Source organism: Enterovirga sp. CN4-39 (genome assembly GCF_049446235.1).
Taxonomy (GTDB): domain Bacteria; phylum Pseudomonadota; class Alphaproteobacteria; order Rhizobiales; family Beijerinckiaceae; genus Enterovirga.
Genome location: NZ_JBMSEF010000002.1, coordinates 414592 through 440487, shown reverse-complemented (window position 1 = coordinate 440487; position 25896 = coordinate 414592). Strand labels below are relative to the sequence as shown.

Sequence of the window (25896 nt, the reverse complement as noted above, 5' to 3'; positions counted from 1 at the left end):
GTCTCTGCAGGGGTGGACGTGACCGGACACACGCTTGGGCTTCGTATCGGCAACAGAGATTGGTCCGTCCCCCAGGCCTGCTTCTCGTGGCATGGACGAGAGATCATGGTCTCGACCGCACGGTCGACCGGATACAAGGTTATGCGACCGTGAGGTCGCGGTGGCTCGCAGGCTTGACCCCAAGGCAGGTGGCTCATTGAGGCTGAACGCGGAGGAGAACTCGGAAAATAGAGCAGACGCAGACACTTAGGTCCGGATCGGCGCTTGACTGGTGCCCCCATACAAGCGTGTGTGGGTCCCGTCGAGGGTGACGGGAGACGAAGGTATGAGCGCTGCGGGCCTGAGCATTACGGGGTGTCTGACCGAGATCAGCGCCAGGCTGACCGAGGCGGCCGCGATCGCGAAGGGTGCGGTCGCATGTGCCGAGAGCGGGTCGGAGCGCGAGGCTGTCCGGATCGCGATGGATCTCGACGAGCTCCTTCATCAGGTCGGCACCCTGCACGGTGCCATGTGCCTGCTGGGCCGCATGGGCCGGAAGACCGACCGCACTGCTCCAACCTAGCCGCCTAGCCGCTCATTGCTCCGCCCCGCCGGTCTCCTGGCCGATTGCGGGGCCGGGGTGGTGCCGGGGCTGGTCCCGGCAGGGAAGCCACCCAGATGACCACCATCACGCTCAGCAAGACCGAGACGACCATCCTCCTTGCGGCCGCCGAACGAGGCGGCGCGATCGAGATCCCGGAGGCGACCAAGCCGGCCACCCAGCAGCGGCTCATGGGCCGCTTCGAACGGGAGAAGCTCATCCGCGCCGAGGAGGACAGGCACGTGTTGACCCTCCTTGGCTACCGGGCCATCGGGCTTCGCCCGCCGCGGCAGAAGCGGACCGAGGATGGCGCGCGTAAAGCCAGCAAGCGGACGATGGTCTTGGAACTGCTGGGGCGGGCGGAGGGGGCGAGCATCGCTGAGCTGATGAGCGCGACGGGCTGGCTGCCGCACACGACACGGGCGGCGCTCTCACGGCTTCGCTCGGCCGGCACCTTGCTCCTGAAGAGCTCGCGCGAGGACGGCACGACGGCCTACCGGATCGTGGCGGAAGAGCATGCCGCTCCGAAGCGCCGGTCGCGCGCCAAACAGGTCGAAGGAGAAGCGGCGGCGGCCGCGCTGGCCTAAGTGGCGCCAACGATGTCCCGGAACTCGGAAGATCGGCTCGAGGCCGATCTCGCCCGGCTCGCTGCGATGGACCTTGCCGGCCTGCGGCGTCGCTGGCGCACTCTGTTCGGGCGCTCGGCCCCGGACGGCCTGCCACGTTCGCTCCTGCAGCGCGCAGTGGCCTACCGGGTGCAGGCGGACGCGCTCGGCGATCTCGACCGTGAGACGGTCCGGGCCCTGGAGCGGCTCGGGCGAGGGGAGGGGGATCTGCCCCCTCCCCAGCTGCGTGGCACCAAGCCCGGCACGCTGCTCGTGCGCGAGTGGGCGGGCTATCTGCACCGGGTCATGGTGCTGGAGGAGGGCTTTGCCTGGAACGGGCAGACGTTCGAGAGTCTCTCGAAGGTTGCCCGCGCCATCACGGGCACGAACTGGAACGGCCCACGCTTCTTCGGGCTCAGACAGAAGGAGAACGCCAAGGGATCACAGGATCGGAGGACGGCATCGTGAACGTCCGCCCGACCCTCCGCTGCGCCATCTACACCCGGGTCTCGACCGAGCACGGGCTCGACCAGGACTTCAACTCGCTCGACAACCAGCGGGAGGCTGCCGAGGCCTACATCAAGAGCCAGGCCCAAGAGGGCTGGCGGCTGATCCGCGACCGCTTCGACGACGGCGGGTTCTCGGGCGGGTCGCTGGACCGACCGGCCCTTCAAAACCTCCTCGCGGACATCCAGGCCCGCCGCATCGATGTGGTGGTCGTCTACAAGGTCGACCGGCTGACCAGAAGCCTCGCCGACTTCGCAAAGCTCGTCGAGCTGTTCGATGGGCATGGGGTGTCGTTCGTCTCCGTCACCCAGACCTTCAACACGACGACCAGCATGGGGAGGCTCACGCTGAACGTGCTGCTCTCGTTCGCGCAGTTTGAGCGGGAGGTCACGGGCGAGCGCATCCGGGACAAGATCGCAGCATCCAAGAAGAAGGGTATCTGGATGGGCGGGGTGGTGCCGCTCGGGTACCGGGTCGAGGCCCGCGCGCTCCATATCGTGAAGGAGCATGCGGAGCTGATCCGCACGATCTTTGGCCGCTACCGCGAGCTTGGGTCAGTCAGTGCGCTGAAGGACAGCCTCGATCGGGATGCGATCCTCATTCCGGAGCGGACGGACGGGGCAGGGCGGCATACCGGCGGCAAGCCGTTCAGCCGCGGGCACCTCTACAGAATCCTGGCGAATCCGATCTATGTCGGGCGGCTCACGCACAAGGGCCGGGTCCATGAGGGCCAGCATCCCGCGATCTTGGATCTTGCGACCTTCGAGGCCGTCCAGGCGCAGCTCGCAGGCAGCACACGCAACCATGCCCGCCAGCGGCTTGCCTCCGATCATCTCCTGGTCGGCAGGATCCGGGACGAGGGTGGAAATGCCATGACATCCACCCATGCCCGGAAGGGTCCTAAGCGCTACCGCTACTACGTCTCGCAAGCCGTGCTGCAGGGCCGGGACCGGCAGACAATCACCCGCGTCCCGGCGCCGGAGATCGAGGCTGCCGTGGTCGGGGTTCTCAGGTCGATCATCCCAGCCCACCGGCAGCCGGAGGGTGATGCTGAACTCATCGTGCAGCACTGCAAGAGCGTGACGGTCGAATCGGAGTGCCTCGTCATCACCCGGTCTGATGATCAAAGGATCGAGGTTGCCTGGACCCCGGGCCCGTCCCGTAGGCGACGCGAGATCATCGTCCCGCCCGGGGCCGACACGAAGCTCCGTCCGATGAAGGTCGAGGACCGTACCCGCATCCTGCGTGCGATCGCCAAGGCCCGGTTCTGGACGGGCGAGCTGATCTCATCAACTGTCACCAGCACGGACGCGATCGCCAGCCGGGAGAACCTGACGGAGCGCTCGGTTCGGATGACGCTCTCGCTTGCCTTCCTGTCGCCTGCCATCGTCAAGGCGATCGTCGATGGCCGCCTGCCTCGCGGCATCGGCCTCAAGACCCTGATCGACCTGCCCGTATCCTGGGCCGAGCAGGAGCGGGCGCTCGGGTTGTGATCAGCCCTGCTTCAGGGTGCGCGCGCAGCCGTGGTCGAGGAGGCTCTCGATGCTGCGCCGGCTCGATCGCGTAGCGGCAAGGACGAGGAGGTCGCCAACCTCGATCAGCAGCGCCTTTGAGCGGGATGGATCGCCCCCGGCGCCGGGCATCGCGGCAAGCAGGGCAAACAGGTTCGTGGCGTCGAGCTCCGCTCGCGTCAGGGTGCGAAGGAGATACGGTTCACCCTCCAACGTTGCGCGAAGGCGGCCCCAGCCTGCGTTCGGCGGTGGAGCGGAGGCGCGGAGCGTCGCCAGCACGTTCGGCCGGAAGCACTCGGCATGGATGTGCAGCTGGTCCTGGCTACGGGTGTCCATCGAGTTGAGCGCAAGCCCGACGTCCCTCTCCCGGATGCGCCCGCCTGCGCTCTCGACCACGTAGCGCCGCGCCTCGAACGCTGCCCGCCAATAGGCGCCCGCATCCTCCCGCAGCAACTCCGGGCTCTCGATTCCGGGGATGTGGACGATCGGAGTCAGGATGACGTGGGTGGAGCGATCCGGCGCCCTCACGATGGCGTAGCCGGGCCCGGCGCCCTGGCCGGCATCGACCTTCAGGCAAGGGAAGGGGTTGCCGAAGGTGTCCTGCGCCACGATGCAGGAGCGGACCACGAGCCAGAGCGCATCGCGGGGGAGGGGAAGCGCTGCCGCGCCGAAGGCGAGCAGGGCGAGGCCGAGCGACAGGGGAATGAAGGCGCGTCGCATCAGCATCTTCGGAAACGGGTTTTGGGGGCTCAGAGACTGGGCCGCCGATCGGCCCCAGGAGGACCGGAACTCAGGCCCGGAGACCGCCCGGCCCGGTAAGGCCCTCGGCTAAGTCGCGGAAACCACGGCCATATTCCTGGCCGCCAGGAAACGTGGAGTTTGGGGAGATACCCTGGTGGTGGGGCCAGTCAGGATCGAAACCGTCTCTGGATCCGGCAGACGAAATGGGAACTGAAAATGCGATCGAAATGGAGGCCGGGCGGGCGCAAAGCCGAAAGGGAGGCCTCCCACGACTGATGTTGCCCACAGGATCGTTGAATTAAAGCAGAACGCCTCATTGACGACAGTCGTGCGCAAGCTCACGGTGGTCATGTGAGGCGCGTTGCTCCGGGATCGGATGCGCCTCCAGGCTGGCAGATCGCTCCGATCGGCGACACCGTCGCTCTCCGGAGGGCATTCAGCTCCGTTGAACGCTTACCGAGTAGCCGTGCTTATGCGCGGCGCGGTGATGTTTGGCGGATCGGATGCTCTCCCGGCGGAGCAACGCAATGCCGCAAGTCCCCCGGTCGCCGCGGCGACCCGTCTCTTCTCTCGTTTCCCCCAAGCGACCGTTTCAGATGGCGATCACGTATCGCGATCCGCGCGAGCTTGTACCGTCCTCGCAGACGCTGCGGAAGCCGCTGAAGCGGCGCCAGGAATTCCTGGTGCAGTCGCTGCGGCGTTTCGGAACTGTCGTGCCGGTTCTCCTGGACCCACAGGGCAAGATCGTGGCTGGCCACGGTATTGCCGAGGCAGCGAAGGTCGCGGGGCTCGAAGCGGTCCCTACGACTACCCTCGACCACTTGTCGGACGCCGAGCAGCGGGCGCTGAGGATCTCGCTGAACCGCCTGGCCGAGTTGGCGAGTTGGGATGACGAGGTGCTCAGGGCCGAGCTGGAGTTCCTCGTCGAGTTCGACATCGATCTGGCGACCCATACCGGCTTCAGCTCAGCCGAGATCGATGCTCGCCTCGATGCGCCGGCCGATCCTGACGACGCGTTGCCCTCTCTCGAGAAGGTCGCGGTCTCCCAGATTGGAGACATCTGGGTCTTCGAAGGCGGTCATCGGCTCGGCTGCCTGAACTCGCTGGAGGCGGTAAGCTATGAGGCGGTGATGGCGAGAGAGCTGGCCGCCTTAGCTCTCTGCGATCCTCCGTATTTCGTGCCGATCAAGGGCCACGTGACCAGACGCGCAGATGCGCGTGGGTTCGTCATGGGATCAGACGCGACGAGCCGCGAAGAGGCTATAGCTTTCCTCCGCATCTACCTCGGGCTTCTGCGCGAGAACTGTCGCGATGGGGCGTTGTCGCTCCAATGGATGGACTGGCGCCATATGAGCGAAATGCTGGCCGCGGGCGAGGCGGTTGGACTCGAGCTGATCAATCTAATCGTCTGGTCAAAGTCGAACCCCGGCATGGGGTCGCTCTGGCGCTCGGCACATGAGCTCCTGTTCGCTTGGAAATCAGGAACCTCGTCCCACGTTAACAACATCGAGCTGGGACGCAACGGGCGCAATCGCTCTAACGTCTGGGAATATCCCGGAGCGAACGCCTTCTCGTCGCAGGACGACCGGGAAGGTCTCGCGCACGTAACCCCGAAGAATGTCGCCATGATCCAGGACGCGATCCTGGATGTGTCTCGTCGAGGCGACATCGTGCTCGACTGCTTTGCCGGGAGCGGGACGACCCTGATCGCCGCTCACCGTGCAAAGCGGCGCGGCTTTGGGCTCGAGTTGGACCCGCTCTATGTCGATCTCGCGGTCCGCCGGATGGAGGCCCGGACAAGGGCGCCCGCTCGGCACGCCGAGACCGGGCTGACCTTTGCCGAAACCGCCACGGAGCGAGCATCAGCGCCGCCACCTGTGCCTCGCGCTCGCATGCGCACCCGCCCCCGTTGAGGTGATGCCATGGCGAAAGCGAAGCGCCGCGGCGACGCGCATCGTCGCGAGGGTGCGGTCGGGTTTTGCCGCCCGCCCAAAGAGCATCGGTTCAAGCCCGGCCATCCTGGCAACCCGTGGGGCTGCAAGGGGAAGCCGAAGGCGGACAAGGAGTTCCTGGATGAGCGGCAGCGTGTTCTCATCGACGGCAAATGGCGCTGGCTGACACGCGATCAGCTCATCGACATCGCGCTCTACAAGGCGGTCGTGAAAGACGGGAACGTCTCAGCGGCGAAGTTGCTCGATGCTCGAAAGGAAGCCCGCCTGGCGAAGCTGTCCGTCGACCAGGGGGAAGAGGAATTGTCTCCCGATGAGGAGGCAGCGCTCCTGCGGGCTGCCCAGAGAAGATTGGGCCGAACGGACGCGCAGGGCGGCGGAGAGAAGGACGATCCGGACCCGGAGGACGGCCCGTGACCGGAGATGCGCGCCTCTTTCGCTCATTGCTCCGCACGGACTTCATGGTCTTCGTCGAGCGATGCTTCGCCACCCTGAATCCAGGTGCCCGCTTCCAGGACAGCTGGCACCTTCAGGCTATCGCAGAGGCATTGCGGCGAGTGGATGTCGGCGAGATCCGGCGCCTTATCGTCAACGTGCCGCCACGGTCGGGCAAGTCGATCCTGATCTCGATCGCGTACCCGGCCTGGCGGCTCGGGCACGATCCCCGGACCCGCATCATCTGCGTGTCGAGTGACGACAAGCTGGTGCTGTCGCTCGCAGCTTCGTTCCGGGCCGTAGTCGAGAGCGTCTGGTACCGACGGGCCTTCCCGAACTTCTCGGTGAAGCGGGGCGGCAACCGGGCAACCGAGACCGTTACGACCGTGCGAGGCTACCGGTATGGGGTCTCACTCGGCGGATCGGTCCTCGGCCGAGGGGCGGACCTAATCATTGCGGATGATGCAATGAGCCCGGAAGCGGCATTGTCGGAGGCGGTCCGGCGGCGTGAGCTCGAGATGTGGACCACCAAGTTCCCATCGCGGCTCGACGACAAGGCGAAAGGCGCGATCGTGATCGTGGGCCAGCGCCTGCATCAGCACGATCTCGTCGGGTTCCTGGCGGAAGACGAGGATGAGGAATGATCCGCAAAGGCGAATGGAGCATGCTCGTCATTCCGGCAATCGCGCCCCGAGACGAGACATACCAGATCGGATCGCGCGAGAATGATTTATACCGCCGGCGAGAAGGTGAGGTTCTTCTTCCCGAACGCGAGCCGCGCAACGTGCTCGAAGCCACACGCCGAGAACTCGGCACCATGAACTTCTCTGCGCAATATATGCAGGATCCGGTGCCGCCGGGCGGGAATGTCATCGACCGGAGCTGGCTCAGCTTCTACGATGAAGAACCGGGCAGCTTCGACTACCTGCTTGCGAGCTGGGATCCGGCCTCGACAATTGGGGAGCACAGCAGCTACTCGGTCGGCACCCTCTGGGGCCAGGTCGGCCCTGATTATTACCTCCTTGAGCTCACGCGACGGAAGCTGGAGACGCCAGAGCTTCGAAAGCTGATCCTGGCCTGGGATCGTGAGCATGAGCCGCACGAGACGGTCGTAGAAGGCCCTGGCTTGGGACAAAGCCTCGTCCAGGAAATCAGGCGCACCTCGGACATGAGGATCGGGCTCTACAACCCGAGAGCCGACAAGGAAGAGCGCTTGCTGACCCAATCGGTTCGCTTCGAGGCCGGACAGGTCCACCTGCCACGCCACGCGCCCTGGCTCCGAGCATATATCGACGAGCTTTTGGCGGCCCCGTTCGGTGCATACTGGGACCAAGTCGACTCAACCACGCAGGCCTTAGATGTGCTGATGGCACGTCGAGCAAGGTCGCGGCCGCTGAGGCGGCGCGAGATCACGCGCCGCGAGGTCGCCGGCCGCGAGCCTGAGGCGCCGGAGAGCGATGGTCAGCCAGCGAGGGGCAGGATGCGCCAGTTCGACGGCCCGCCTGGTCTTGGGTAAACTCAGGTTCAACATCAACGCTTCTCGGCTCTGATCCGGCAGAGCCGCCGCTCGTCGCTGTCGCGGATGAGGCTGCATTCGCCAGGCCGGCGCTCGGCTTCGGCGATGCAGGCGCGGCGCTTGTCGGGATCCCGGATGAGCCCGCATTCGGAGCTGCCAGCGTGCGCGGTTTCAGCCGCAGCTAGGACCAGCGTGATCGCCAGGCAGGGGAGGGCGGCTCTCATGCATCCCGCTCGGCTGCAGCAGGCGAGGGAGCTTTGGCCGAAGCGTCCGGCTTGGGGTGGCGCAACTCGCCGACGAACCAATCCATGACCGCCAGGAACGCGGCCGTCGAAGCAGGCGTGAACGGCGCGAGCGGGATAGTCTTGCGCTTCGAGACGGCGTCGGGTGGCAGCCTGATCCCGGGTACGGCGTTCAGGCGGTCGAGCAGCGCTTGTCGGCGAGGGAGGGCGTCGAACACTGGCTTGCCGAGCATATACTCGAAATAGACCACGACCGACGCGTCCGAGTGCAGTCGGAGCGCCGTAATCTCAGCCGCCTCCTTGCGGAACACCGCCCCCATCGAGCCCCAGCTCGGGTTGGCATTGAACGCGACCCGATCAGACCGCGCTCTTATCCAGCTGGCGATCGCGCTCGCGGCTTCGACGACAGCTGAACTTGAGCGGGCCGCAATCTCGGACATGATGGAGACTTCGTCCCAGGCCCGGCTCTGCTTAGGGCCGCTTGCTCCGCCTCCCTTCTTTTGCGCCGCATCCTGCGTCTGCCCAAGCACGATCGGCACGAGGGTCCTCAGTCCCTGGCCTTCGTACTGCCTAAGTTCGATGGCGAGGACCTCAGCAGGATCCATCTGTCGGTTCAGGAACTCGACCACGCGCCGCAGCTCCGGCGGAATACGGTCGGCCACGAACAGGAGGCGGACGCGCCCGGCTTGCAGGTTCGTGCGCACTTGGGCCCAGAAGCCTTCCGGATCGCTGTCCTGACCGATCAGTTCGGCCAAGGCGCTCTCCGGGTCTCGCTTTTCGGCTTGGCAGCGTGAGGACAGCTGCGCCCGAATCGCTTCGACGGGCCAGTGCAGAACAGAGTTTGCCGCGTAGTCCAGCATCTGTCCGATGACCTCCCGCCGAATGCGGGTGTCGGTGCCTCGCTTGACTTCCACAAGTGTCGGGACACCGTCCTGATCCAGGAAGAGATGATCGAGCGACCAGCGGTCCCCCGCTCCCTCTTCGGCCGGTATCCCTTGCTCGCGGGCAATGAGCAGAAACCTGCGTGGCGCTGCAGCATCGATCTGGTCACCGGCTAGTAGCTCCGGGAATGACGCGAGCAGGCGCTGAAAGTCGTCCTCGGTCGCAAAGCTCGCCGCCTGCATGGCGACGAGCGTCGCCTCATCGCGCAGCACGAAGACACCTGTGCCGGCATTCATTATCCCGTCTCCGACCAGGGCAAAGACGCCCGCCCGAGCTGTCGCTCTGCTGGCCGGCGCAGTCCAGCGGAATATCTGCTTTTTGGATAAATGCGCTCGCCTTCTACTTCGCCTGCCGGTTCTCGCCAAAGCGGCCCGGCATGCCTCGATCCCTCAGCTCAGCCCGGCAGAAGCGCCTGGCAGAGCTCCTGATTCAGTACCGGGAGCAGGCTGGGCTCAATCAGGCTGAGGTCGCGAAGGCGCTCGGGCGGCACCAACCATTCGTCTCGAACCTGGAAAGCGGTCAACGACGGCTTGACGTTGTCGAACTGCTCGACCTTGGCGAGGCGATTGGCTTTGATCCGGTGCAGATGATCCAAGAACTCATACGAGTGCCTAAGAGCTAAGGCCAAACTTCAGTGAAGTCAGAGTTTGCGCTTTCCGGAAAATGCACGCCGGCTACCAGGACCGAAGTTAGCCGGAGCGGAACGGCTGCTTCCGAGCTCGCGGCCTGAGAAGTGACCGCTAGTACCAGAGCTCCACTTCAGATTTCGCCGAAACGGCGTACTCCTATTCGGCGCGCGGGATCTACTTGCTCCTGTAGTGGGTGCTGCCGGGAACCAGTGATGGCTGTGGCCACCAGCTCGCCGACGGCGGGGGAGGACATGACTCCCGCTCCCCCCAGCCCCGCCGCCCAGAAGAAGCCGGCGACCAGCGGATCTGGGCCAATGACCGGGGCGTCATCCGGCGAGAATGTTCGATGGCCTGCCCAGCCGCGGGTGACGCGCCGGACCTCGACCGTCGTGAGGCGCTCGACAGCATCGACGATCTCGGCGATCCGGAGATCATCGCTCATGCAATCTCCTGGACGGTCGAGTTCGGCATCCATCAGACTTGCAAGCAGCTGCCCGGCCTCGGGCTTCATGTAGAAGGGCCACGATGGGCAGCGGAAGAACGGCCACTCGTACGGGACGACGGTGGCGGGCAGTGGAATGGCCGCAATGTGCCGCCGCCTCGGCTCGAAGAATCGTTCGACGCCGGCTTGGAACGACCCGCTCGAGAGACCTTGCGCCGATAAGCTGAAAGCCGATGAAGGTACAACCGGTTGGCGGGCGTTCTCCTTTTTCAGGTGGGCTGGATCGCAAGCCGAGCATTCTTTCCGAAACGTCCGCGTACCACGCCCAACGACGGACGTTCGGCCGTTCAGAACGTGTAGGGCTCTGAGCAGCCGGCCCGTCCAGCTGATTGACCGAAATGGGCGCAGTGCGGCTGCCGCATGAAGGCTCCTCGGGCGCAAGCGGCCGGGGAGCCACGTTGATCAGACCTCGGTGCCTTCGGCGAGCATAAGCGCGTCCTCCACGTCTACGCCCAGGTAAGGCGAACCTCCCGGCCCGACGCGTCGCCGCATAGCACGACGCGAGCATCCAGTTCATTGAGAAACACTACTCGGCGCACATCTGGACGCATCGGAGGAACTCGCCCGGCGAGCAGTGCTCAGCATCAACTAGGTCCTGTACTCAACCGTCTTGCGGAAGGGCAGGAGGGTTTGACACAAGGTCGTCGGGAGGTGATGCGTGGGCGACCCGACGCCGGACGAGCCGAAATTCGTAGCCGACCCGGCCCGCTCCAGTGCAGCGACCAGGTCCGGCAGCGTCTTCTGCGGGTACTTTTCGCCTGGGACGATCACCTGCGGATTAGATCGTGACCAGCGTCAGGGGAGCGAAGTCCTTCTCCGGACCGTAGGGCAGCTTTGGATAGAAGCTGATATTGCTGGAATGTGTCGCCGAGGTAGCCATGAAGAGAGTGTAGCCGTCCGGCGCCGATCGCGAGGCATCGGCTGCTCCGATGTTCCCGCCCGCGCCGGGCTTGTTTTCCACGATGAACAGCTGCGCGACCGCCTTCGATCGTTCCTCGGCGATGAAGCGCGCCTGCACGTCGGCGCGTCCGCCGGCCTGAAGGGAACGACGAGGTGGAGGTTCCGGGTCGGCCAGTCCTGTGCCGCGGCGGCGGTCGCCAGAAGCGGCAAGGCAAGAGTCCAGGAAAACAAGCGCCGGAAGCAGTTCATCGGGCGGCCATCTCCAGGAAGAAGTCGAGAACGATTGCGTTGAAGAGCTCTAGTTCCGTGCGGGACAGGGCCTGCCCGCCCTTCGGCACGTAGCGCGCGCGCCCGGGATCGGCCGGGCATATTCCTCGGAGAAGTAGCGCGGCGTAAGGATCGCGTCGTTCGCGCAAAGGACCATGGTGGCAGGCCCAGCCTTCCTAGCTCCGAGCGCCGATCGAATTCCAGCATCGCTTCCATGAGTGAACCGAGCCGCTCTGGCGAATCGAGAGCGACCGAGAAGCCAATCGCTCCACCGGTCGAGTCATCAAGGAAGTGGGCCGATTCAGCCCGGCCGCATCCATCACGGCCAAGACGTAGTCCGCCCCCATCTCTTCGACCGAGTTCACGGGCACACGAGACGACGCTCCCGTCCCACGCTGGATGAGAAGCGCTCCCCCTTTGAGCCGGTACGTTGCAGTTCTCGAGGCCGTCGCGGCGGGAGAAGACCCTCCGGGCCTGAGCGAGATTGCGCAAGCGTCGGGCTTTCCGATCGGAAAGCGCCCACCGACTGGTGGCCGGCCTCCTCTCCGCGAACTTGCTCGTGACGGAGGGGACCACCCGCAAGACATATCGGCTGGGCTCCAGGCTCCTGCGCCTCGTTCACGCAGGAACGGACGAAGACAAGATCCGGGCCGCATGCCGCGGCTTCGGCGAAGGCCATCATGGCCTTCCAACCGCCCGAGTTCGTCAATGCCGTGCCGTCCTAAGTCTCGTCTCGCTCGGCCTCGCCGCCCCGAGCCGGATCCTTCGAAACGGTCTCCGCAGAGTGTGCGATGAACCTTATACGGAAGGCGGCCCAGCAGGACGTCCGTCTCTCCGGAGCCGTGAGAACGGCCGAGATTTACGTATCGGAGTAGGCCGAGACGATACAGCTCTTGCCAGACACGCTGCTTGGCTTGGAGGCGAGCGAGGATTACAGAAGGTTGGCGGACCTCAAGCTCGTCAGGGACATTGTCGCCCGCGGTTGTATTTGCGTCGGCAATTCTTCGCGTTCCCAGAGATCCGCTAGAAGCTCCCGAGCCGGCCCGTCGCCGATCACAGGCGAAACGAGTTCCAAGAATTTGTCCGACAGATCGGCGTCCGAGAGCGGCGCGTCCGGATCCCCGATGCGGGTAGGCTGGAAATGCTCCAGAACCCGACCGTCCCGGAGGGTCACCTCGACCCTAGCCGGGCGGCGCGCCGGATAGACGTCGGCGATATCTGGGTCGAGTTCGACTGACACACGGGACATGATGGCTTTGATGTCGGCAGACCTGAGATATTCCGGCCGATAGGCATCGAGTCGCACGCCTCCGCGGGTGAGCAGGATCGCCGCACAATATTGCGTGCTGAAGCGCGCCTCCTGTTCGGAGGAGACGTGGGGCCGATCACAGACCTCCTTGGTCGCGCGATAGCCGCCGATCCGGATATGCTCGATGTCAACGGCGGCGAAGGCCACCTTCCGCTGGAGATGTCGCAACCCGTCCAGCGCGGGGAAGATATGGCCGCAGCAGCCGTGGTTCTTGAAGGTGATCTCAGTGATTGCCAGGCGCTTTCCGAGGTCGGCCAGCGCGATCTCCCACCTGCCCGTACCGTCGCTCGTCGCCGCAGCAAATCCGGCTGGGCCGTCCAGCACGTCAGGATTTCCTGTGACTCCGGCCGACGCGGCGAGGGCTGCCAGACACCCCGCCTCGGCGGCGTGCCCGGCATGTAGCGGCTTGCTCATACCGCCGCCGCGAAACGCCTGCTGAAGTCCGGCCGCCATCGTGGCTGCGGTGGCGATCGCGTGCGCGATCTGTCCGGTACCGCAGCCGAGGAGTATGGCCGCGGCAGTCGCGGCGCCAAATGTTCCCACCGTGCCGGTCGTATGCCACATGCGATAATGGCTGGGCTGGACTGCCATCCCGATCCGGCACGAGACCTCGTAGCCCGCTGTGACAGCACGAAGCAGCGCCTCCATCGACGCCCCGCGCTCCTGCGCAACCGCAAGAGCGGCCGGGATGGTCGGGCAGCCCGGGTGATAGCCGGAATCCCGATGGATATCGTCAAATTCGATCGTGTGGCTCGCCACCGCGTTGAGGAGCGCAGCGGTGCGGATATCCGTCCTTGATCCGTCGACGTAACACACGGAGCGCCCGCCACGCGAGGCGGCGAGAACTGTCGCGAGGTTCGTCGCAGGTGACAGCAAGCAGCCGGGGAGGAGGGCCGCATACCAGTCGATCAGGGCCCGTCGGGCATGGTGTTGCACCTCTGGCGCCAATGGCCGCGAGTTGATGGATGCTGCCTGTTCGGACAAGGCGATCAGCGGCTGCATCTTCCTATCCATCCCGCCTCCCGATCGCGTTGGCCCGCCGGCTCGTCAAACAGCGGAGTTGGTTGACGTCAGGCGGCCCGGCCGCCGGCTACCGGCTCGGATTAGTCCGGCCTGCGCATGTTGAAGACGCTCGCCTTGTCGACGACGACGTATTCCGAATAGCCGAGCCGCCCAATCGGCTTCAATTTGCCAATGTCTAGGCGACCGTCGGTCATGGCTTCGTCCGCGATATGGATGCCGACGACTGAACCAACGACAAGCGCGTTGCGTCCGCCATCGGGATGGGCCGGCAGATCGATGATCTGATGGACGCGGCATTCCATGTTCACGCCGGAGGCGGCGACCCTGGAGGGGCGGACGAGTAGCGCCGGCACCCTTGTCAGGCCGGCCAGCTCGAACTCGTCGATCTCGGGTTCGACGCCGGCGCACGACTTGTTCATCTCTTCGCGGAGATCCCAGGTCGCAATGTTGACCACGAACTCGGGTACTTCGAGCAAGTTCGTTAGCGTATCTTTGGCTCTGCCGTCGTCGTGGTTCCCGTTGACGCAGACCATCACCATCCTGGGCCACTCAGATACGGCATTGAAGAAGCTGTACGGCGCGAGGTTTTCCACACCGGCCTCGGATACCGTGCTGATCCAGCCGATCGGCCGGGGAGTGATGCAGGCCTTGAACGGGTCTCTCGGCAGCCCATGATCATTCCTGATAGGATCAAAGAACATGAATCGCCTTTAATCGTGAGAGATGGAGATCGTCACGCCTCAAAGGTAAGCGCCGAACCTAGCGTTGGATCGCGACGACCGAGCTCGCAGCACCGTAAGAAACTAATTGGGAGCCTTGACTAGAGGGCATCCAGATGCCGACAGGGGAGCAAAGGCCTCGTCGCCCGGGACCGTGCGAACCAGCCTCTCGTAATCCCAGGGTGCTTTTGACTCGGAGGGCTGCTTCACTTGAACCAGGTACATGTCATGCACGAGCCGGCCATCGGGGCGGATCTTGCCGCTTTGGATGACGTCGTCGTCGATGCCGCGCTCACGCATTACAGGCACAACTTTAGCCGCATCGTCCGTCTTCGTGGCGGCGACTGCCTTGAGATAGGTGTAAGCTGCTGAGTATGCGGCGGCCTGAGTCATCGTGGGTGCGCGGCCGAAAGTCTTAGTGAACTTTGCCGAGAAGCTCTTCGAACGCTCGTTCAGATCAGAATAGAAGCCCGTCACGTACATCAGGCCTTGGGCCTGGGGCAGACCGATTGCGTGAACATCGGTCAGCATCATCAGCAAGGCGACGAGCCGTTGTTTCGGTGTCAACCCGAACTCGGCGGCCTGCTTCACGGCGTTTATGGTGTCGCTGCCCGCATTTGCGAAAGCCACCGCATCCGCCATTGAGCTCTGAGCCGTCAAAAGAAACGAGCTGAAGTCGGGAGTGTTCAGAGGATGACGAGACGTGCCTTTGACCTCGATGCCAGTCGCCGTGGCGGCATCCGCGGCGTCCTTTCGCAGTTGCTGCCCAAATTCGTAATCGGCTGCGAGGAAGTAGATCGACTTGGCGCCGGTACCGTTCAAAGCGCGGATGGACGAGTTTGCCAACGCATACGTATCGTACATCCAGTGAATGCCGTTCGGAACGCACGCGTCGTTGGTGAGTCTTGGAGTTCCAGGACCCGAGAACAATCCAGTCACATGCGTGTTCGACTTCAGGAGGTTTGCGACCCCGATGGCGATCGCGGAATTGGTCACGTCGAGGAAGGCATCGACTTTTTCGACGTCGATCCACTTCCGCGCGATCGTCAGGCCGAGATCCGGTTTGTTCTGGTGGTCCGCAAGAATCACCTCGATCTTCATGCCCGCGCATTCCTTGGCGAGGCAGTCGTTAACGGCGATGCGGGCCGCCGCTGCCGCTCCTTCACCGACGACGTCGCCGTATGGCCCAGTGACGTCGGTCAAAACGCCAATTTTTACCACACCGTCCGATATGCCTTGTGCATGGGCCGAGGAGAACGAGATGGAGGCGGCGAGAGCAAAGGCAGCGATTGTCGACTTGAGCGCAGTCATCCCGACCTCTCCAAAATGCGACGGCATAGCCGGTGCGAGGCGCAACGACGCCGATTCCGCTCTGTTTACATCATGAAAGTCGGAGATCGACATAACTGGAACGCATGCAGGAATGAGTTCTGGTTAGTTGTCCGACGGTTCTGGCCACCACTAACTGCGAGCCTTCCGTACCGGGCTCCCGGCGGAAGGACTTTGGAGAACCAGAGCGCGGGGCGCCTCGGCGCTGACCGAGCCGTGCCGGGCAGAGGTGCAGGGGTGCTGCCAAGATGACTAGACAGGTCGCGTTCGATGTCGGCGGCACGTTCACCGACTTCGCCGTCAGCGACGCTGGCGAAATCCTCAAGACGTTTCTGAAGGTCCCGACAACTTATCCGAACCAAGCGGACGGGGTGGTTGAGGGTTTGCAGTTGTTGATCGCCACTGGTGTGCTGGATCCCGCCGATTGCGACTTGGCTCTGCATGCGACGACGATCGCGACCAACGCGATCTTGGAACGGAAGGGCGCTCGCGTCGCGCTTGTCACCTCGGAGGGTTTTCGGGACATCCTCCTTATCGGCCGCCAGAAGCGGCACCAAACCTACGAGATTGCCGTCAACCGGACGAAGCCGCTGATCTCACGGTCGGCCATTTTTGAAATTCGCGAACGCATTGGGGCCGGTGGTGAGGTTATCACCGAACTTGATCGACATGCACTCGACGCTCTCGTCGAACGGATCCTGGCAGAGGGGTTCGATGCCGTCGCCGTGTGCCTGCTTCACTCGTATGCGAACCCTGTTCACGAACTCGAAGTGGGACAGGCGATCCGGCGCCGGGCTGGCGACCTCCGCATTTCGCTCTCCCATGAGGTCAGCCCGAAGATACGTGAGTACGAGCGGACGAGCACCACGGTTGCGGATGCCTATGTCGGACCATCAGTCGGGCAATACATCACCTCCTTGCAAGAGGCGCTTCGCGGCCTCGAAATCAAGCCAAGCCTGAGCATCATGCAGTCAAACGGCGGCCTCATCGCGACAGAGCTCGCGTGCCGCATGCCGATTCGGCTCGTAGAGTCGGGCCCAGCGGCTGGGGTGCTGCTCTGTGCAGCCATCGGCCGGGACGAGGGTCTTTCAAGCCTGCTCACCTTCGACATGGGCGGGACAACTGCAAAGCTCGGCGCCGTTGACGAAGGTGAGCCTGCCATCGTCTCAGGATTCGAAGTCGATGCGGCGGACTACAAGAAGGGCAGCGGACTACCCCTGAACATATCGAGCATCGAGCTGGTCGAGATCGGCGCGGGTGGCGGAAGCGTGGCACACCCCGTCATGGGGCTGTTGCAGGTTGGACCGAAGAGCGCATCATCATGGCCCGGTCCCGCATGTTACGGACGCGGCGGGATCCATCCGACCGTGACTGATGCCAATCTCTTGCTCGGCTATCTTGCGGCCGAGAGTTTCAACAATGGAACAATGACGCTCGATGTCGAGGCATCTAGGCGCGCAGTCGAACATCACCTAAGCGGCTCTCTTGGCCTTTCCAGTGCTGAAGCGGCCTGGGGAATACACGCGCTCGCCACCAACAACATGGAGCGCGCTCTCCGGATCATCTCGATCGAAAGAGGGCGCGACCCGCGGGAATACACACTGATCGCGTTCGGCGGGGCGGGACCGCTTCATGCCGCGAGGTTGGCCCGACAGGCCTCGGTCGGCAAAGTCCTGATCCCGGTAGGGGCGGGCGTCGGCTCGGCCGTGGGACTTCTGCGCGCCGCTCCGAAGCTCGATGCCCTTGCGACGGAAATCCTCTCGCTCGCCCCCGAAAACGCAACTCGCATGGCCGAGATATTCATCTCGCTCGAAGACAAGATCCGCGACAGCTCGAACGGGATAACCGCCGTCAAGGGCGGGTCATTTAGCCGGTCCATTTACCTGCGCTACAAAGGCCAAGGTTTCGAATTGAAGGTGCCGGTTCCGGTCGGCGCGGTCGACGACGGCTACGTCACCCACGCGCGAGCAGCGTTCGAGGAAACATATCGCCGCATCTACGGCGCGGCGGTTCCCAGTACCGAAATCGAAGCCGTCGACTGGCTCGTTGTCTGGAGTGCCGACGCCCCGGCGCGTCACATGTCGGCTGGCGAGGCGGTCGCATCACCCGCGTCGCCCACCAGGCGACCGGCCTACTTTCCCGAAGCTGGCGGATTCGTGGATTGTAACGTCTATCTCCGCGCGGCGCTGCCGCCCGGCTCGATCGTAACAGGGCCCGCGATCATAGCTGAGCCTGAGACGACGACGATAGTACTCCCGGGCGACAGGCTCGAGGTTACGCGACTAGGAAACCTTCTAATCACGATCGGAGCCGAATGATGTCTCGATCGACTAATGCACGGTCGCCTTGGTCCGCCCCGATCGACGCGGTGTCTGCGTCCGTGATCTCGAGCACGCTGATCGCGATCGCCGAGGAGATGGGAACGGCGCTGCGTAACAGCGCGTACTCGGCCGCCGTTCGCGAAGGGGACGATTTCTCGACGGCGCTCTTCGATCGAAAGGGGCGTCTAGTCGCGCAGGGGAATTTCACCCCTGGTCATCTCGGCTCCATGCCTTACGTGCTCCAGCACGTGTTACGCTTCTATCCGGGCGATGCGTTGAAGCCCGGTGACGGCGTGTTCATGAATGACGCCGCGCTGGGATCGGGGCATTTCCCGGACTGCTATCTCGTTTCGCCAGTTCACCTCGAGGCGGACCTGATCGGCTACGTTGCGAGCATCGCTCATCATGTCGACGTCGGGGGAGCGGCGCCTGGATCCCAGCTCGTCCAGGGAGTCACCGAAGCCTATCAGGAAGGCATACGCGTGCTTCCGGTACGCGCCATTCAGAATGACGAATTCAGTGACGAGTTTCTCCGCATTCTCCTCGCGAATGTAAGGCTTCCCGAGATCGTCCGAGGCGATCTTACAGCCCAGAGGAACGCCAACCACATCGGCAAATCGCGCCTCTTGGAGGTGTTTCGAAAAGTTGGGGTCGAGAAGCTGGAAGCTACGATCGACCACCTCCTCGACGTAGCCGAGGCCGCTGCTCGCGAGGAGATCCGGCGGATCCCGCAAGGGACATATCGTTTCACCGACCACTTCGACGACGCCGGGCCCGGAACCGACCCAATCCGCGTCTCCGTGGCTATTACCGTGTCTGACGGCGAAATCGACTTCGACTTCTCCGACAGCAGCGAACAGGTCGGCGCAGCGCTCAATTCCTACCTCAACTACACGAGGGCCTACTGCTTCTTCGCCGTGAAGGTCTTCACCGACCCACGCTTGCCTCAGAACGACGGCGCGATCCGGCCGATCAGAGTTCACGCGAAGGAGGGCACGTTCTTCAACCCGACCTTCCCGGCACCGAGCGGTGGACGGGCCACCATTCAGGTCCGGATCTTCGAGGCGATCAGCGGCGCCCTGGCGCAGGCTATCCCGTCTAGGGTCGTCGCCGGATTTTCCCACTGGAGCAACCCGAACATCGGCGGGATCGACGAGCGCTCGGGTAAGCCGTTCATCTATTACGATCTAATTATGGGCGGATACGGCGCGATGCAGTGCCGCGACGGCGCGGAGGCGCTTGCGGCCGTGATGAACTGCGCGAACATCCCGATCGAGATGCACGAGAACTCCGCCCCGATCAGGATCAGGCATTTTGGCTTCATTCCGAATTCGGGCGGCGCAGGACGCCATCGGGGCGGCTGCGGCATCCGCAAGGACGTCGAAATCCTAACTGGGACAGCCCGCGCGTCCCTGTTGAGCGATCGGCACGTCTACCAGCCGTACGGTCTTGAGGGCGGTGAGCCAGGCTTGCTCGGCCAGACAATCCTAATCAGGGACGGCGAGCAGATCGTCCTCGCCTCCAAAGAAACCGTCGTCCTGCGCCGGCACGACGTGATCAGCTTCCGGCTGTCGGGCGCAGGCGGGTTCGGAGAAGTCTCGCAGCGTGACGTCGATGCTATTCGACGTGACATCAAGGAAGGCTACGCGACATTGGAAGTGTCGGAGCGTGCGTATCCCCACTTTTGCCTGAATGCCTCCGGCGCCTGACCCGGGCGGATCCGATTCGACGGAGCATCGAACACCGGGCGATCGCTGTCGCCCATTGTTGGAGATCAAATGATGCTAAGCGAAGCTCAGGTTGCACGGGCTCAGGCCGTGGCGAACGGTGAAACCTATTTTCATCCGAATCTGATCCCCACGCACAAGCGATTGCCGGTTGTCTTCACGCACGGGCAGGGTGTCTGGCTCTTCGACGAGGCAAACAGGCGCTACCTCGACATGCTGGCCGGCATCGCCGTGGACACCCTCGGCCATGCCGACCCTCGGCTTGTCGCGGCGATTTCCGACCAGGCCAGCCGGATGATCCACGTCTCGAACGGCTTCCACATTCCCGTCCAGGAGCAGCTCGCTGAGCGGCTGACACGGCTGTCGGGGATGGATAAGGCCTTCTTCTGCAATTCCGGGGCCGAGGCCAACGAAGCCGCAATCAAGCTCGCCCGGCTGTACGGTCACCGCAAGGGTGTCGACTGCCCGACGATTGTCGTCATGGATAAGGCCTTCCACGGTCGCACGCTCGCGACGCTCTGGGCCGGCGGGAACACCAAGATTCAGACTGGCTTTGGCCCTCCCGTCGACGGATTCGTCCGCATTCCGTTCGGGAACGTCTCTGCGCTCGAACAGGCGCTCGGGCGTGATCCGACCATCGTGGCAGTGTTCATGGAGCCGATCCAGGGCGAGGGCGGCCTTAACCTGCTAGACCCGGCAGTGCTGGATCAGATCGCCGAGGTCACCCGATTGCACGGCGCGCTGCTGATGTTAGATGAGGTCCAGACGGGAGTCGCCCGGACGGGGCGAGCCTTTGCGTTCCAGCACAGCTCCATCAAGCCGGATGTGATGACGCTAGCTAAAGGGCTCGGAGGCGGCGTCCCCATCGGCGCCTGCGTCGTGTCTGGAGCGGCCGCGGATGTGTTCGGGATCGGCTCCCATGGCTCCACCTATGGTGGCAACCCGCTGGTCTGCGCGGCTGCCAACGCTGTCCTGGCGGCTGTCGAGGCCGACGATCTCCCGACCCGGGCGCGGGATGTCGGAGACCACATTGTGTCGCTGTTGCGAGCGCGACTCGCGATCCCCGGCGTTCGAGAGGTACGGGGCCGAGGGCTTATGATCGGCATCGAGCTCGACCGTCCGTGCGGGGACATCGTGGGTCTGGCGCTTGAGGCCGGATTGCTGCTCAGCGTCACGGCCGAGCGTGTCGTTCGCATCGTGCCGCCGCTGACGATATCGACCGGGGAAGCCGAGCACGGCGTGGAGATCCTGATCCAGGTCGTGACTGAATTTTTGCGGCGACGGCCGTAACCCGGACCCGAGGGTCCTCGCGTCCCGCTCGGCGGGGGACGAGCCTCTTCCCTTGGGCGGAGCGGCGTGACAGCCGCCGCCAAAGACCCTCCATGGAAATTCCGCGATGTACCCTGACCTGAAGCTGTTCATAGCCGGTCGCTGGAGAGGCGCAGGCAGCGGCGAGACGATGCCGGTCTACGATCCGGCTACGGAAGAGCGCCTGGGCGATTTGCCGATGGCAACCGCCGAAGACCTCGACGAGGCACTTCGGGCGATCGAAGGCGGCTTCCGGGAATGGCGTGCGACTGGTGCTTTTGAACGCGGCAAGATCCTCAGGACCGTCGCATCCCTTCTGAGGGAGCGGTCCGATGCGATCGCAGCCGTCCTGACGAGCGAGCAGGGCAAGCCGCTCTCTCAGGCCAAGATGGAGATCCTGAACTCTGCCGATCTGATTGATTGGTTCGCGGAAGAGGGCAGGAGGGCCTATGGCCGTGTCATTCCCGCGCGGCACGCCGGGGTGATTCAGCTGTCCCTTCGCGAACCGGTAGGGCCCGTCGCTGCGTTCACGCCCTGGAATTTTCCCGTCAGCCAGTCGGTTCGCAAGATTGCGGCAGCTCTCTGCACGGGATGCTCGATTATCCTGAAGGGTCCGGAAGAGACGCCTGGCAGCTGCAGCGCCCTCGTCCGGACGTTCCTGGACGGCGGCATTCCGGCGAACGTAATCTCGCTCGTATTCGGGCGACCGGCCGAAATTTCGAGCTACCTGATATCGCATCCAATCGTAAGGAAGGTGTCCTTCACCGGCTCTACGGCGGTCGGCAAGAGCATCGCGGCGCAGGCGGGACAGTATATGAAACGAGCGACGCTGGAGCTCGGCGGTCACGCGCCTGCGATCATCTTCGACGACGCTGACTACGCGAAAGCGGTCTCTGTGCTCACGACGCAGAAATTTCGCAATGCGGGACAAGTCTGCGTGTCACCGACCCGGTTTCTCGTCCAGCGTGGATTCTACGACAACTTCGTCCGTGACTTCGTCACTTATGCGAAGCAGATCCGGGTCGACAACGGGTTCGCACCGGATGTCGGCATGGGTCCTCTCGCCAATGAACGCCGGCTCACGGCAATGAGCGAGCTAGTGGAAGACGCGGTTAGGACCGGAGCGACGCTGCATTGCGGAGGGCGCCGCATCGGAAATCGAGGCTACTTCTTCGAGCCAACGGTGCTCACCGACCTTTCACCCGACTGCCGCGTGATGAACGAGGAGCCATTCGGCCCCGTCGCTCTCGTCCTACCCTTCGAAGCAGACGGCGAGGCGATCGCGGAAGCCAATCGACTACCGTACGGCCTGGCCGCCTATGCGTATACCAGGTCCACCGCTCGCGCCGAGCGGCTGAGTTCCGAGGTGGAATGCGGGATGCTGTCCATCAACCACCACGGACTGGGCTTGCCTGAGCTACCGTTTGGAGGGGTGAAGGACTCCGGATACGGCAGCGAGGGAGGTTCGGAGGCGCTGGAGGGATACCTGGCGACCAAGTTCGTGTCCCAGGCCTAACTGGCGGGCCGCCGCGGTGGTGCGCCGCCCAACTACCGGGTTGTAACAACCGCATCCACCGCAACTACGCCTTGGCCTTCGGCCAGGACAATGAGCGGATTGATCTCCGCCTCGATGATCTCCGGGCCGGCCTGCGAGATCGCCACGATGGCGTCGGCCAGGGCCGCGAGATCTCCTTTGGGACGCCCGCGATAGCCGGCGAGCGCCTGCAGGGCATTCACCTCGCCGATCATGGCCTCGGCCTCGGTCCGGTCGACCGGCGCAAGACGGAGGCTGCGATCCTCGTGGATCTCGGCCAGGATGCCGCCGGCCGCCAGCATCACGACCAGCCCCGCATCCGCATCGCGATGCACGCTGAGGAGCACCTCGCCGAGGCCACGCGCCATGGACTGAACCAGCAGGCGCTCGACCGCGAGGCCCGGCGCCGCCTTCGGGACGGCCTCGCTGATCCGCCCGACAGCGGCCCGGAACGCGTCGTCGTCGCCAATGCCGAGCACAACGCCGCCGAGCTCCGTCTTGTGCGGCACCTCTGCCGAGAGCAGCTTCACGGCCACCGGGTACGGAACCGGCGATGCCTGCGCGTCCGGCTCGACCACGGCATGCGGTGCGACGGGAAGGCCGAAGCGCGACAGAACCGTATAACCTTCAGCTTCGTCGAGCTGGCGCTCGCGGGTCCGACGGGGCACGGCCGGCGCCATCGGCTTTGCCGCGCGGCGGCCGAAGATCGCCGCCACGGCGTCGCCACAGGCCTCCGGGGTGCGGAAGCACGGGACGCCCGCCTCGGCGAGCCGTCGCAGCGCCTCGGGGGCCTCGGGGGCCGCGAAGGCGACGAGCGGACGATCGGCCTTGCTGGCGGCCCCGGCGATCGCCGGAACCAGGAGTTCGGGCTGGAAGCGCGCCGACGAGCCCGCGACCGCGACCACGAGGTCGAATTCCGGCGCTGCGAGCAGTGTCTCGAGCGCCGCCGACATGATGGCCGGCCGGGTGCCGGCGAGCGTGAGGTCGAGGATCCGGCCGCGCGGCGCCGAGACGCCGCGCTCGGCGAGGGTCACCATCGTGGCCTCGCTCGGGACGGCGACCTCGATGCCGCGCAGGCCGAGCTGGTCGACCACCATGGCGGCGCCGCCGCCGGTCGTCGTGACGACGGCCGTCCGGGGCAGGCGGGGGGCTACGCGCGTGCCGACGCGGCGCAGCAGCGGCAGCCCCTCGATGAGCCCTTCGAGCGTCTCCACGCGGGCGATGCCGCAATCCTTCAGGAAGGCGTCCGCGATGCCGTCCTCGCCGGCGATCGCCCCGGTATGCGACTGCGACAGCTCCGCCGCCTGCTTCGACCGTCCGAGCTTGTAGGCGATGACGGGCTTGCCACGCGAAGCGGCCGCGAGCGCGAAGCGGCGCAGGTCGGCGCCATGCGCGATGGATTCGAGGAACAGCGCGTAGGTCTCGATCGAAGGATCGTCGAGCGTCGCCTCGCAGAGCTCGCCCAGGGTCAGATCGAGTTCGGAGCCGGTCGAGACGAAGCCCGCGAAGCCGAGCCCCTTGCCGAGCCCGCGCGACAGGATCGCACCGATCATGCTGCCGGAATGCGACGCGACGAAGATGCCGCCCTGGCGGATCTCCGGCTCAGCGAAGGCACCGTTCGCGGTCAGCCGGAGACCGTTGGTGGCGTTGACGATGCCGATGCTGTTGGGACCGAGCAGACGGGTCGAGCCACCCGACAGGATGCGCCGCAGCTCGGCCTCGCGGGCGCGGCCCTCCTCGCCCTCCTCGGCGAAGCCACCGGCCAGCACCGTCACGACGGGCACGCCCCGCTCGACGCAGGCTGAAACGGCATCGAGCACGCCGTCGGTCGGCGCCAGGATGAAGGCGTGGTCCGGCACCTCCGGCAGGTCCGCGAGCGACGGGTAGGCGCGCACGCCCTGCACCGTCTCGCGCCGCGGATTGACCGGGTAGATCGCGCCCGCGAAACCCGCATGGCGCAGGAACGCCATCGGGCGCCCGCCGGTCTTGGCCGGATCGTCCGAGGCGCCGACGAGCGCGACGCTCCGCGGCCGAAGAAGAGACTGCCCGAGGCTCATGCCGGACTACTCGGCCGCCTGGGCGGCCGGGCGCTCTGCGCGCGGCGGGCGCTGGTCGAAGCGGCGGTCGAAGACGTGCTCGGCGATGCGATTCTTGAGCATCTCGATCGAGCCGCCAGCGATCATCCAGCCGCGCGTGCGGCGCATGCAGTATTCCGCCAGCGCCTCGGTCGAGTAGCCCATGCCGCCCATCACCTGTACGGCCTCGTTCGCTGCGTCGAACCCGGCCTGGTTGCAGGCGAGCTTCGCCATCGCGGTCTCGGCAGCCGAAGGGAGCTGGCCCTCGGGCGTCGAGGCCGCCCGGTAGAGCAGGAGCTGAGCGGATTCGATCTTCACCGCGAGGTCGGCGAACTTCCATTGCAGGCCCTGGAACTCGCAGAGCGGCCGGCCGAACTGCTTGCGCTGCAGGGCGTGGTCGCGGGCGAGATCGAAGGCGTAGCGGCCGAGTGCGAGGGCGCGGGAGGAATTGCCGAGGCGCTCGACGTTGAAGCCCGCGATCTGCCGCTTGAAGCCGCCCGGCCCGAGCAGGACGTTCTCGGCCGGGATGCGGCACTCCTCGAAATAGAGCTGCGACCATTCCTCGCCGCTCATGAAGGCGGAGGGCTGCCCGATCGTGAAGCCCGGCGTGCCGCGCTCCACGAGAACGGAGCCGATGCCGCCGACGCCGGGCCCGAACCGCACATAGACGAGGAAGACGGACGCCTCGGGGCTGTGGGTCGAGAAGACCTTGGAGCCGTCGATGATGTAGCCGCCGGCACCGTCGGGGCGCGCCGTGGTCTTCAGGTCCGTCGCGGCGGAGCCGGCATCCGGCTCGGACATTCCGAGGCTGATCACGGTGCGTCCGGCGAGGAGGTCGGGCAGGAACCGTGCCTTCTGCTCGGGGGTCGCGTATTCCTGGAAAGTCCGGATGGGCCCGAAATTCCCCGCCTGGATCGCGTCGGCGCTGCGCGGGCAGGCGGCCGCGACCTGCTCGATCGCGATCACGGCGTCCATCAGCGTGCCGCCCTGTCCGCCATCCTCGACCGGCATGGTGATGCCGAGCAGACCCTGCTCGGCGAGCAGCTTCGCGGCATCGAACGGGAAGCCCGGGCGGTGCGCCCGCTCGAGCGCGCCGGGCTTCAGGCGTTCGTCCGCGAAGCGGCGGACCGAATCCCGAAACAGGGCCTGCTCGTCGTTGAGCGCGAAATCCATGGCATCCTCCTGGCGAGGCGGCCAGCCGCCCCGCGCGATCATGCCTCCGGAT

Annotated in this window: 25 protein-coding genes; 13 read left to right on the top strand and 12 right to left on the bottom strand. The window is 64.9% G+C overall.

What is annotated here, in order from left to right:
- Window positions 1-325: 325 nt before the first annotated feature.
- The 4 genes from ACO2SS_RS05895 (at window position 326) to ACO2SS_RS05880 (ending at window position 3185) form a co-directional block, all read left to right on the top strand.
- On the top strand, window positions 326-562 hold the full coding sequence (locus ACO2SS_RS05895) for a hypothetical protein (RefSeq protein WP_423276664.1): 237 nt from the start codon (window positions 326-328) through the stop codon (window positions 560-562).
- Between the two features lie 95 nt (window positions 563-657).
- The gene (locus ACO2SS_RS05890) at window positions 658-1167 is read left to right on the top strand and encodes a DUF3489 domain-containing protein (RefSeq protein WP_423276663.1); all 510 of its coding nucleotides are present in this window, start codon (window positions 658-660) and stop codon (window positions 1165-1167) included.
- 12 nt (window positions 1168-1179) lie between these two features.
- Entirely contained in the window at window positions 1180-1653 is a 474-nt protein-coding gene (locus ACO2SS_RS05885; RefSeq protein ID WP_423276662.1) for a DUF2924 domain-containing protein, read from the top strand.
- Window positions 1650-3185, top strand: a complete 1536-nt coding sequence (locus ACO2SS_RS05880; protein WP_423276661.1) for a recombinase family protein — start codon at window positions 1650-1652, stop codon at window positions 3183-3185. The genes ACO2SS_RS05885 and ACO2SS_RS05880 overlap by 4 nt, the downstream gene beginning before the upstream one ends.
- On the opposite strand, the gene ACO2SS_RS05875 is transcribed toward ACO2SS_RS05880, so the two are convergent.
- Window positions 3186-3923 (bottom strand): CDP-diacylglycerol diphosphatase, encoded by a 738-nt coding sequence (locus ACO2SS_RS05875; protein WP_423276660.1) that lies wholly within the window; start codon window positions 3921-3923, stop codon window positions 3186-3188.
- Between the two features lie 617 nt (window positions 3924-4540).
- Between ACO2SS_RS05875 and ACO2SS_RS05870 the strand changes: the two genes are divergently transcribed.
- Genes ACO2SS_RS05870 through terL form a run of 4 tightly spaced genes read left to right on the top strand, consistent with a single transcriptional unit; the run spans window position 4541 to window position 7844 of the window.
- Window positions 4541-5857: a DNA modification methylase gene (locus ACO2SS_RS05870; RefSeq protein WP_423276659.1), complete on the top strand. Its 1317-nt coding sequence runs from the start codon at window positions 4541-4543 to the stop codon at window positions 5855-5857.
- 9 nt (window positions 5858-5866) lie between these two features.
- A complete protein-coding gene (locus ACO2SS_RS05865; protein WP_423276658.1) occupies window positions 5867-6310 on the top strand; it encodes a hypothetical protein in 444 nt (147 codons plus the stop codon).
- On the top strand, window positions 6307-6972 hold the full coding sequence (locus ACO2SS_RS05860; RefSeq protein ID WP_423276657.1) for a hypothetical protein: 666 nt from the start codon (window positions 6307-6309) through the stop codon (window positions 6970-6972). Before ACO2SS_RS05865 ends, ACO2SS_RS05860 begins: the two co-directional genes overlap by 4 nt.
- Window positions 6969-7844 carry a phage terminase large subunit gene (gene terL / locus ACO2SS_RS05855; RefSeq protein WP_423276655.1) on the top strand — a complete coding sequence of 292 codons (876 nt, stop codon included), beginning with the start codon at window positions 6969-6971 and terminating at the stop codon, window positions 7842-7844. Before ACO2SS_RS05860 ends, terL begins: the two co-directional genes overlap by 4 nt.
- A 14-nt stretch (window positions 7845-7858) precedes the next feature.
- On the opposite strand, the gene ACO2SS_RS05850 is transcribed toward terL, so the two are convergent.
- Together ACO2SS_RS05850 and ACO2SS_RS05845 are read right to left on the bottom strand one after the other, a co-directional pair.
- Window positions 7859-8068 (bottom strand): hypothetical protein, encoded by a 210-nt coding sequence (locus tag ACO2SS_RS05850; protein ID WP_423276654.1) that lies wholly within the window; start codon window positions 8066-8068, stop codon window positions 7859-7861.
- Entirely contained in the window at window positions 8065-9393 is a 1329-nt protein-coding gene (locus ACO2SS_RS05845) for a hypothetical protein (protein ID WP_423276653.1), read from the bottom strand. The genes ACO2SS_RS05850 and ACO2SS_RS05845 overlap by 4 nt, the downstream gene beginning before the upstream one ends.
- An 11-nt stretch (window positions 9394-9404) precedes the next feature.
- Here ACO2SS_RS05845 and ACO2SS_RS05840 point away from each other — a divergent pair, with 11 nt between their 5' ends.
- The gene (locus ACO2SS_RS05840; RefSeq protein ID WP_423276652.1) at window positions 9405-9650 is read left to right on the top strand and encodes a helix-turn-helix domain-containing protein; all 246 of its coding nucleotides are present in this window, start codon (window positions 9405-9407) and stop codon (window positions 9648-9650) included.
- Between the two features lie 137 nt (window positions 9651-9787).
- Here the strand turns inward: ACO2SS_RS05840 and ACO2SS_RS05835 are convergent, their stop codons facing one another.
- From ACO2SS_RS05835 to ACO2SS_RS05805, 7 genes are all read right to left on the bottom strand, one after another.
- Window positions 9788-10540, bottom strand: coding sequence for an NAD(P)/FAD-dependent oxidoreductase (locus ACO2SS_RS05835; protein ID WP_423276651.1), 753 nt, complete (start codon window positions 10538-10540; stop codon window positions 9788-9790).
- Between the two features lie 207 nt (window positions 10541-10747).
- Window positions 10748-10930 (bottom strand): hypothetical protein, encoded by a 183-nt coding sequence (locus ACO2SS_RS05830; RefSeq protein WP_423276650.1) that lies wholly within the window; start codon window positions 10928-10930, stop codon window positions 10748-10750.
- A gap of 7 nt (window positions 10931-10937) precedes the next feature.
- Window positions 10938-11177, bottom strand: a complete 240-nt coding sequence (locus tag ACO2SS_RS05825; RefSeq protein WP_423276649.1) for a Bug family tripartite tricarboxylate transporter substrate binding protein — start codon at window positions 11175-11177, stop codon at window positions 10938-10940.
- A 127-nt stretch (window positions 11178-11304) separates the two neighbouring features.
- Window positions 11305-11475 carry a hypothetical protein gene (locus ACO2SS_RS05820; RefSeq protein ID WP_423276648.1) on the bottom strand — a complete coding sequence of 57 codons (171 nt, stop codon included), beginning with the start codon at window positions 11473-11475 and terminating at the stop codon, window positions 11305-11307.
- A 782-nt stretch (window positions 11476-12257) separates the two neighbouring features.
- On the bottom strand, window positions 12258-13637 hold the full coding sequence (locus ACO2SS_RS05815) for an MmgE/PrpD family protein (RefSeq protein WP_423276647.1): 1380 nt from the start codon (window positions 13635-13637) through the stop codon (window positions 12258-12260).
- 101 nt (window positions 13638-13738) lie between these two features.
- Window positions 13739-14359 carry a flavin reductase family protein gene (locus ACO2SS_RS05810; protein WP_423276646.1) on the bottom strand — a complete coding sequence of 207 codons (621 nt, stop codon included), beginning with the start codon at window positions 14357-14359 and terminating at the stop codon, window positions 13739-13741.
- Between the two features lie 102 nt (window positions 14360-14461).
- The gene (locus ACO2SS_RS05805) at window positions 14462-15688 is read right to left on the bottom strand and encodes an ABC transporter substrate-binding protein (RefSeq protein WP_423276645.1); all 1227 of its coding nucleotides are present in this window, start codon (window positions 15686-15688) and stop codon (window positions 14462-14464) included.
- 266 nt (window positions 15689-15954) lie between these two features.
- Between ACO2SS_RS05805 and ACO2SS_RS05800 the strand changes: the two genes are divergently transcribed.
- The 4 genes from ACO2SS_RS05800 (at window position 15955) to ACO2SS_RS05785 (ending at window position 22578) form a co-directional block, all read left to right on the top strand.
- Window positions 15955-18024: a hydantoinase/oxoprolinase family protein gene (locus ACO2SS_RS05800; RefSeq protein ID WP_423276644.1), complete on the top strand. Its 2070-nt coding sequence runs from the start codon at window positions 15955-15957 to the stop codon at window positions 18022-18024.
- A complete protein-coding gene (locus tag ACO2SS_RS05795; RefSeq protein ID WP_423276643.1) occupies window positions 18021-19736 on the top strand; it encodes a hydantoinase B/oxoprolinase family protein in 1716 nt (571 codons plus the stop codon). The genes ACO2SS_RS05800 and ACO2SS_RS05795 overlap by 4 nt, the downstream gene beginning before the upstream one ends.
- Window positions 19737-19844: 108 nt before the next feature.
- Window positions 19845-21044 carry an aspartate aminotransferase family protein gene (locus ACO2SS_RS05790; RefSeq protein WP_423276642.1) on the top strand — a complete coding sequence of 400 codons (1200 nt, stop codon included), beginning with the start codon at window positions 19845-19847 and terminating at the stop codon, window positions 21042-21044.
- Between the two features lie 106 nt (window positions 21045-21150).
- Window positions 21151-22578, top strand: coding sequence for an NAD-dependent succinate-semialdehyde dehydrogenase (locus ACO2SS_RS05785; protein ID WP_423276641.1), 1428 nt, complete (start codon window positions 21151-21153; stop codon window positions 22576-22578).
- A 32-nt stretch (window positions 22579-22610) separates the two neighbouring features.
- On the opposite strand, the gene ACO2SS_RS05780 is transcribed toward ACO2SS_RS05785, so the two are convergent.
- Together ACO2SS_RS05780 and ACO2SS_RS05775 are read right to left on the bottom strand one after the other, a co-directional pair.
- Entirely contained in the window at window positions 22611-24653 is a 2043-nt protein-coding gene (locus tag ACO2SS_RS05780; RefSeq protein WP_423276640.1) for an acetate--CoA ligase family protein, read from the bottom strand.
- A gap of 6 nt (window positions 24654-24659) precedes the next feature.
- Complete coding sequence (locus ACO2SS_RS05775) at window positions 24660-25844, bottom strand: acyl-CoA dehydrogenase family protein (protein ID WP_423276639.1); 1185 nt, start codon at window positions 25842-25844, stop codon at window positions 24660-24662.
- Window positions 25845-25896 lie beyond the last annotated feature (52 nt).

Coding starts and splice junctions, on each gene's coding strand:
- ACO2SS_RS05805 (WP_423276645.1), bottom strand. CDS start 15,688: ATGACTGCGCTCAAGTCGACAATCGCTGCCTTTGCTCTCGCCGCCTCC.
- ACO2SS_RS05870 (WP_423276659.1), top strand. CDS start 4,541: ATGGCGATCACGTATCGCGATCCGCGCGAGCTTGTACCGTCCTCGCAG.
- ACO2SS_RS05780 (WP_423276640.1), bottom strand. CDS start 24,653: ATGAGCCTCGGGCAGTCTCTTCTTCGGCCGCGGAGCGTCGCGCTCGTC.
- ACO2SS_RS05850 (WP_423276654.1), bottom strand. CDS start 8,068: ATGAGAGCCGCCCTCCCCTGCCTGGCGATCACGCTGGTCCTAGCTGCG.
- ACO2SS_RS05810 (WP_423276646.1), bottom strand. CDS start 14,359: ATGTTCTTTGATCCTATCAGGAATGATCATGGGCTGCCGAGAGACCCG.
- ACO2SS_RS05785 (WP_423276641.1), top strand. CDS start 21,151: ATGTACCCTGACCTGAAGCTGTTCATAGCCGGTCGCTGGAGAGGCGCA.
- ACO2SS_RS05800 (WP_423276644.1), top strand. CDS start 15,955: ATGACTAGACAGGTCGCGTTCGATGTCGGCGGCACGTTCACCGACTTC.
- ACO2SS_RS05815 (WP_423276647.1), bottom strand. CDS start 13,637: ATGCAGCCGCTGATCGCCTTGTCCGAACAGGCAGCATCCATCAACTCG.
- ACO2SS_RS05775 (WP_423276639.1), bottom strand. CDS start 25,844: ATGGATTTCGCGCTCAACGACGAGCAGGCCCTGTTTCGGGATTCGGTC.
- ACO2SS_RS05795 (WP_423276643.1), top strand. CDS start 18,021: ATGATGTCTCGATCGACTAATGCACGGTCGCCTTGGTCCGCCCCGATC.
- ACO2SS_RS05885 (WP_423276662.1), top strand. CDS start 1,180: ATGTCCCGGAACTCGGAAGATCGGCTCGAGGCCGATCTCGCCCGGCTC.
- ACO2SS_RS05865 (WP_423276658.1), top strand. CDS start 5,867: ATGGCGAAAGCGAAGCGCCGCGGCGACGCGCATCGTCGCGAGGGTGCG.
- ACO2SS_RS05875 (WP_423276660.1), bottom strand. CDS start 3,923: ATGCGACGCGCCTTCATTCCCCTGTCGCTCGGCCTCGCCCTGCTCGCC.
- ACO2SS_RS05890 (WP_423276663.1), top strand. CDS start 658: ATGACCACCATCACGCTCAGCAAGACCGAGACGACCATCCTCCTTGCG.
- ACO2SS_RS05895 (WP_423276664.1), top strand. CDS start 326: ATGAGCGCTGCGGGCCTGAGCATTACGGGGTGTCTGACCGAGATCAGC.
- terL (WP_423276655.1), top strand. CDS start 6,969: ATGATCCGCAAAGGCGAATGGAGCATGCTCGTCATTCCGGCAATCGCG.
- ACO2SS_RS05840 (WP_423276652.1), top strand. CDS start 9,405: ATGCCTCGATCCCTCAGCTCAGCCCGGCAGAAGCGCCTGGCAGAGCTC.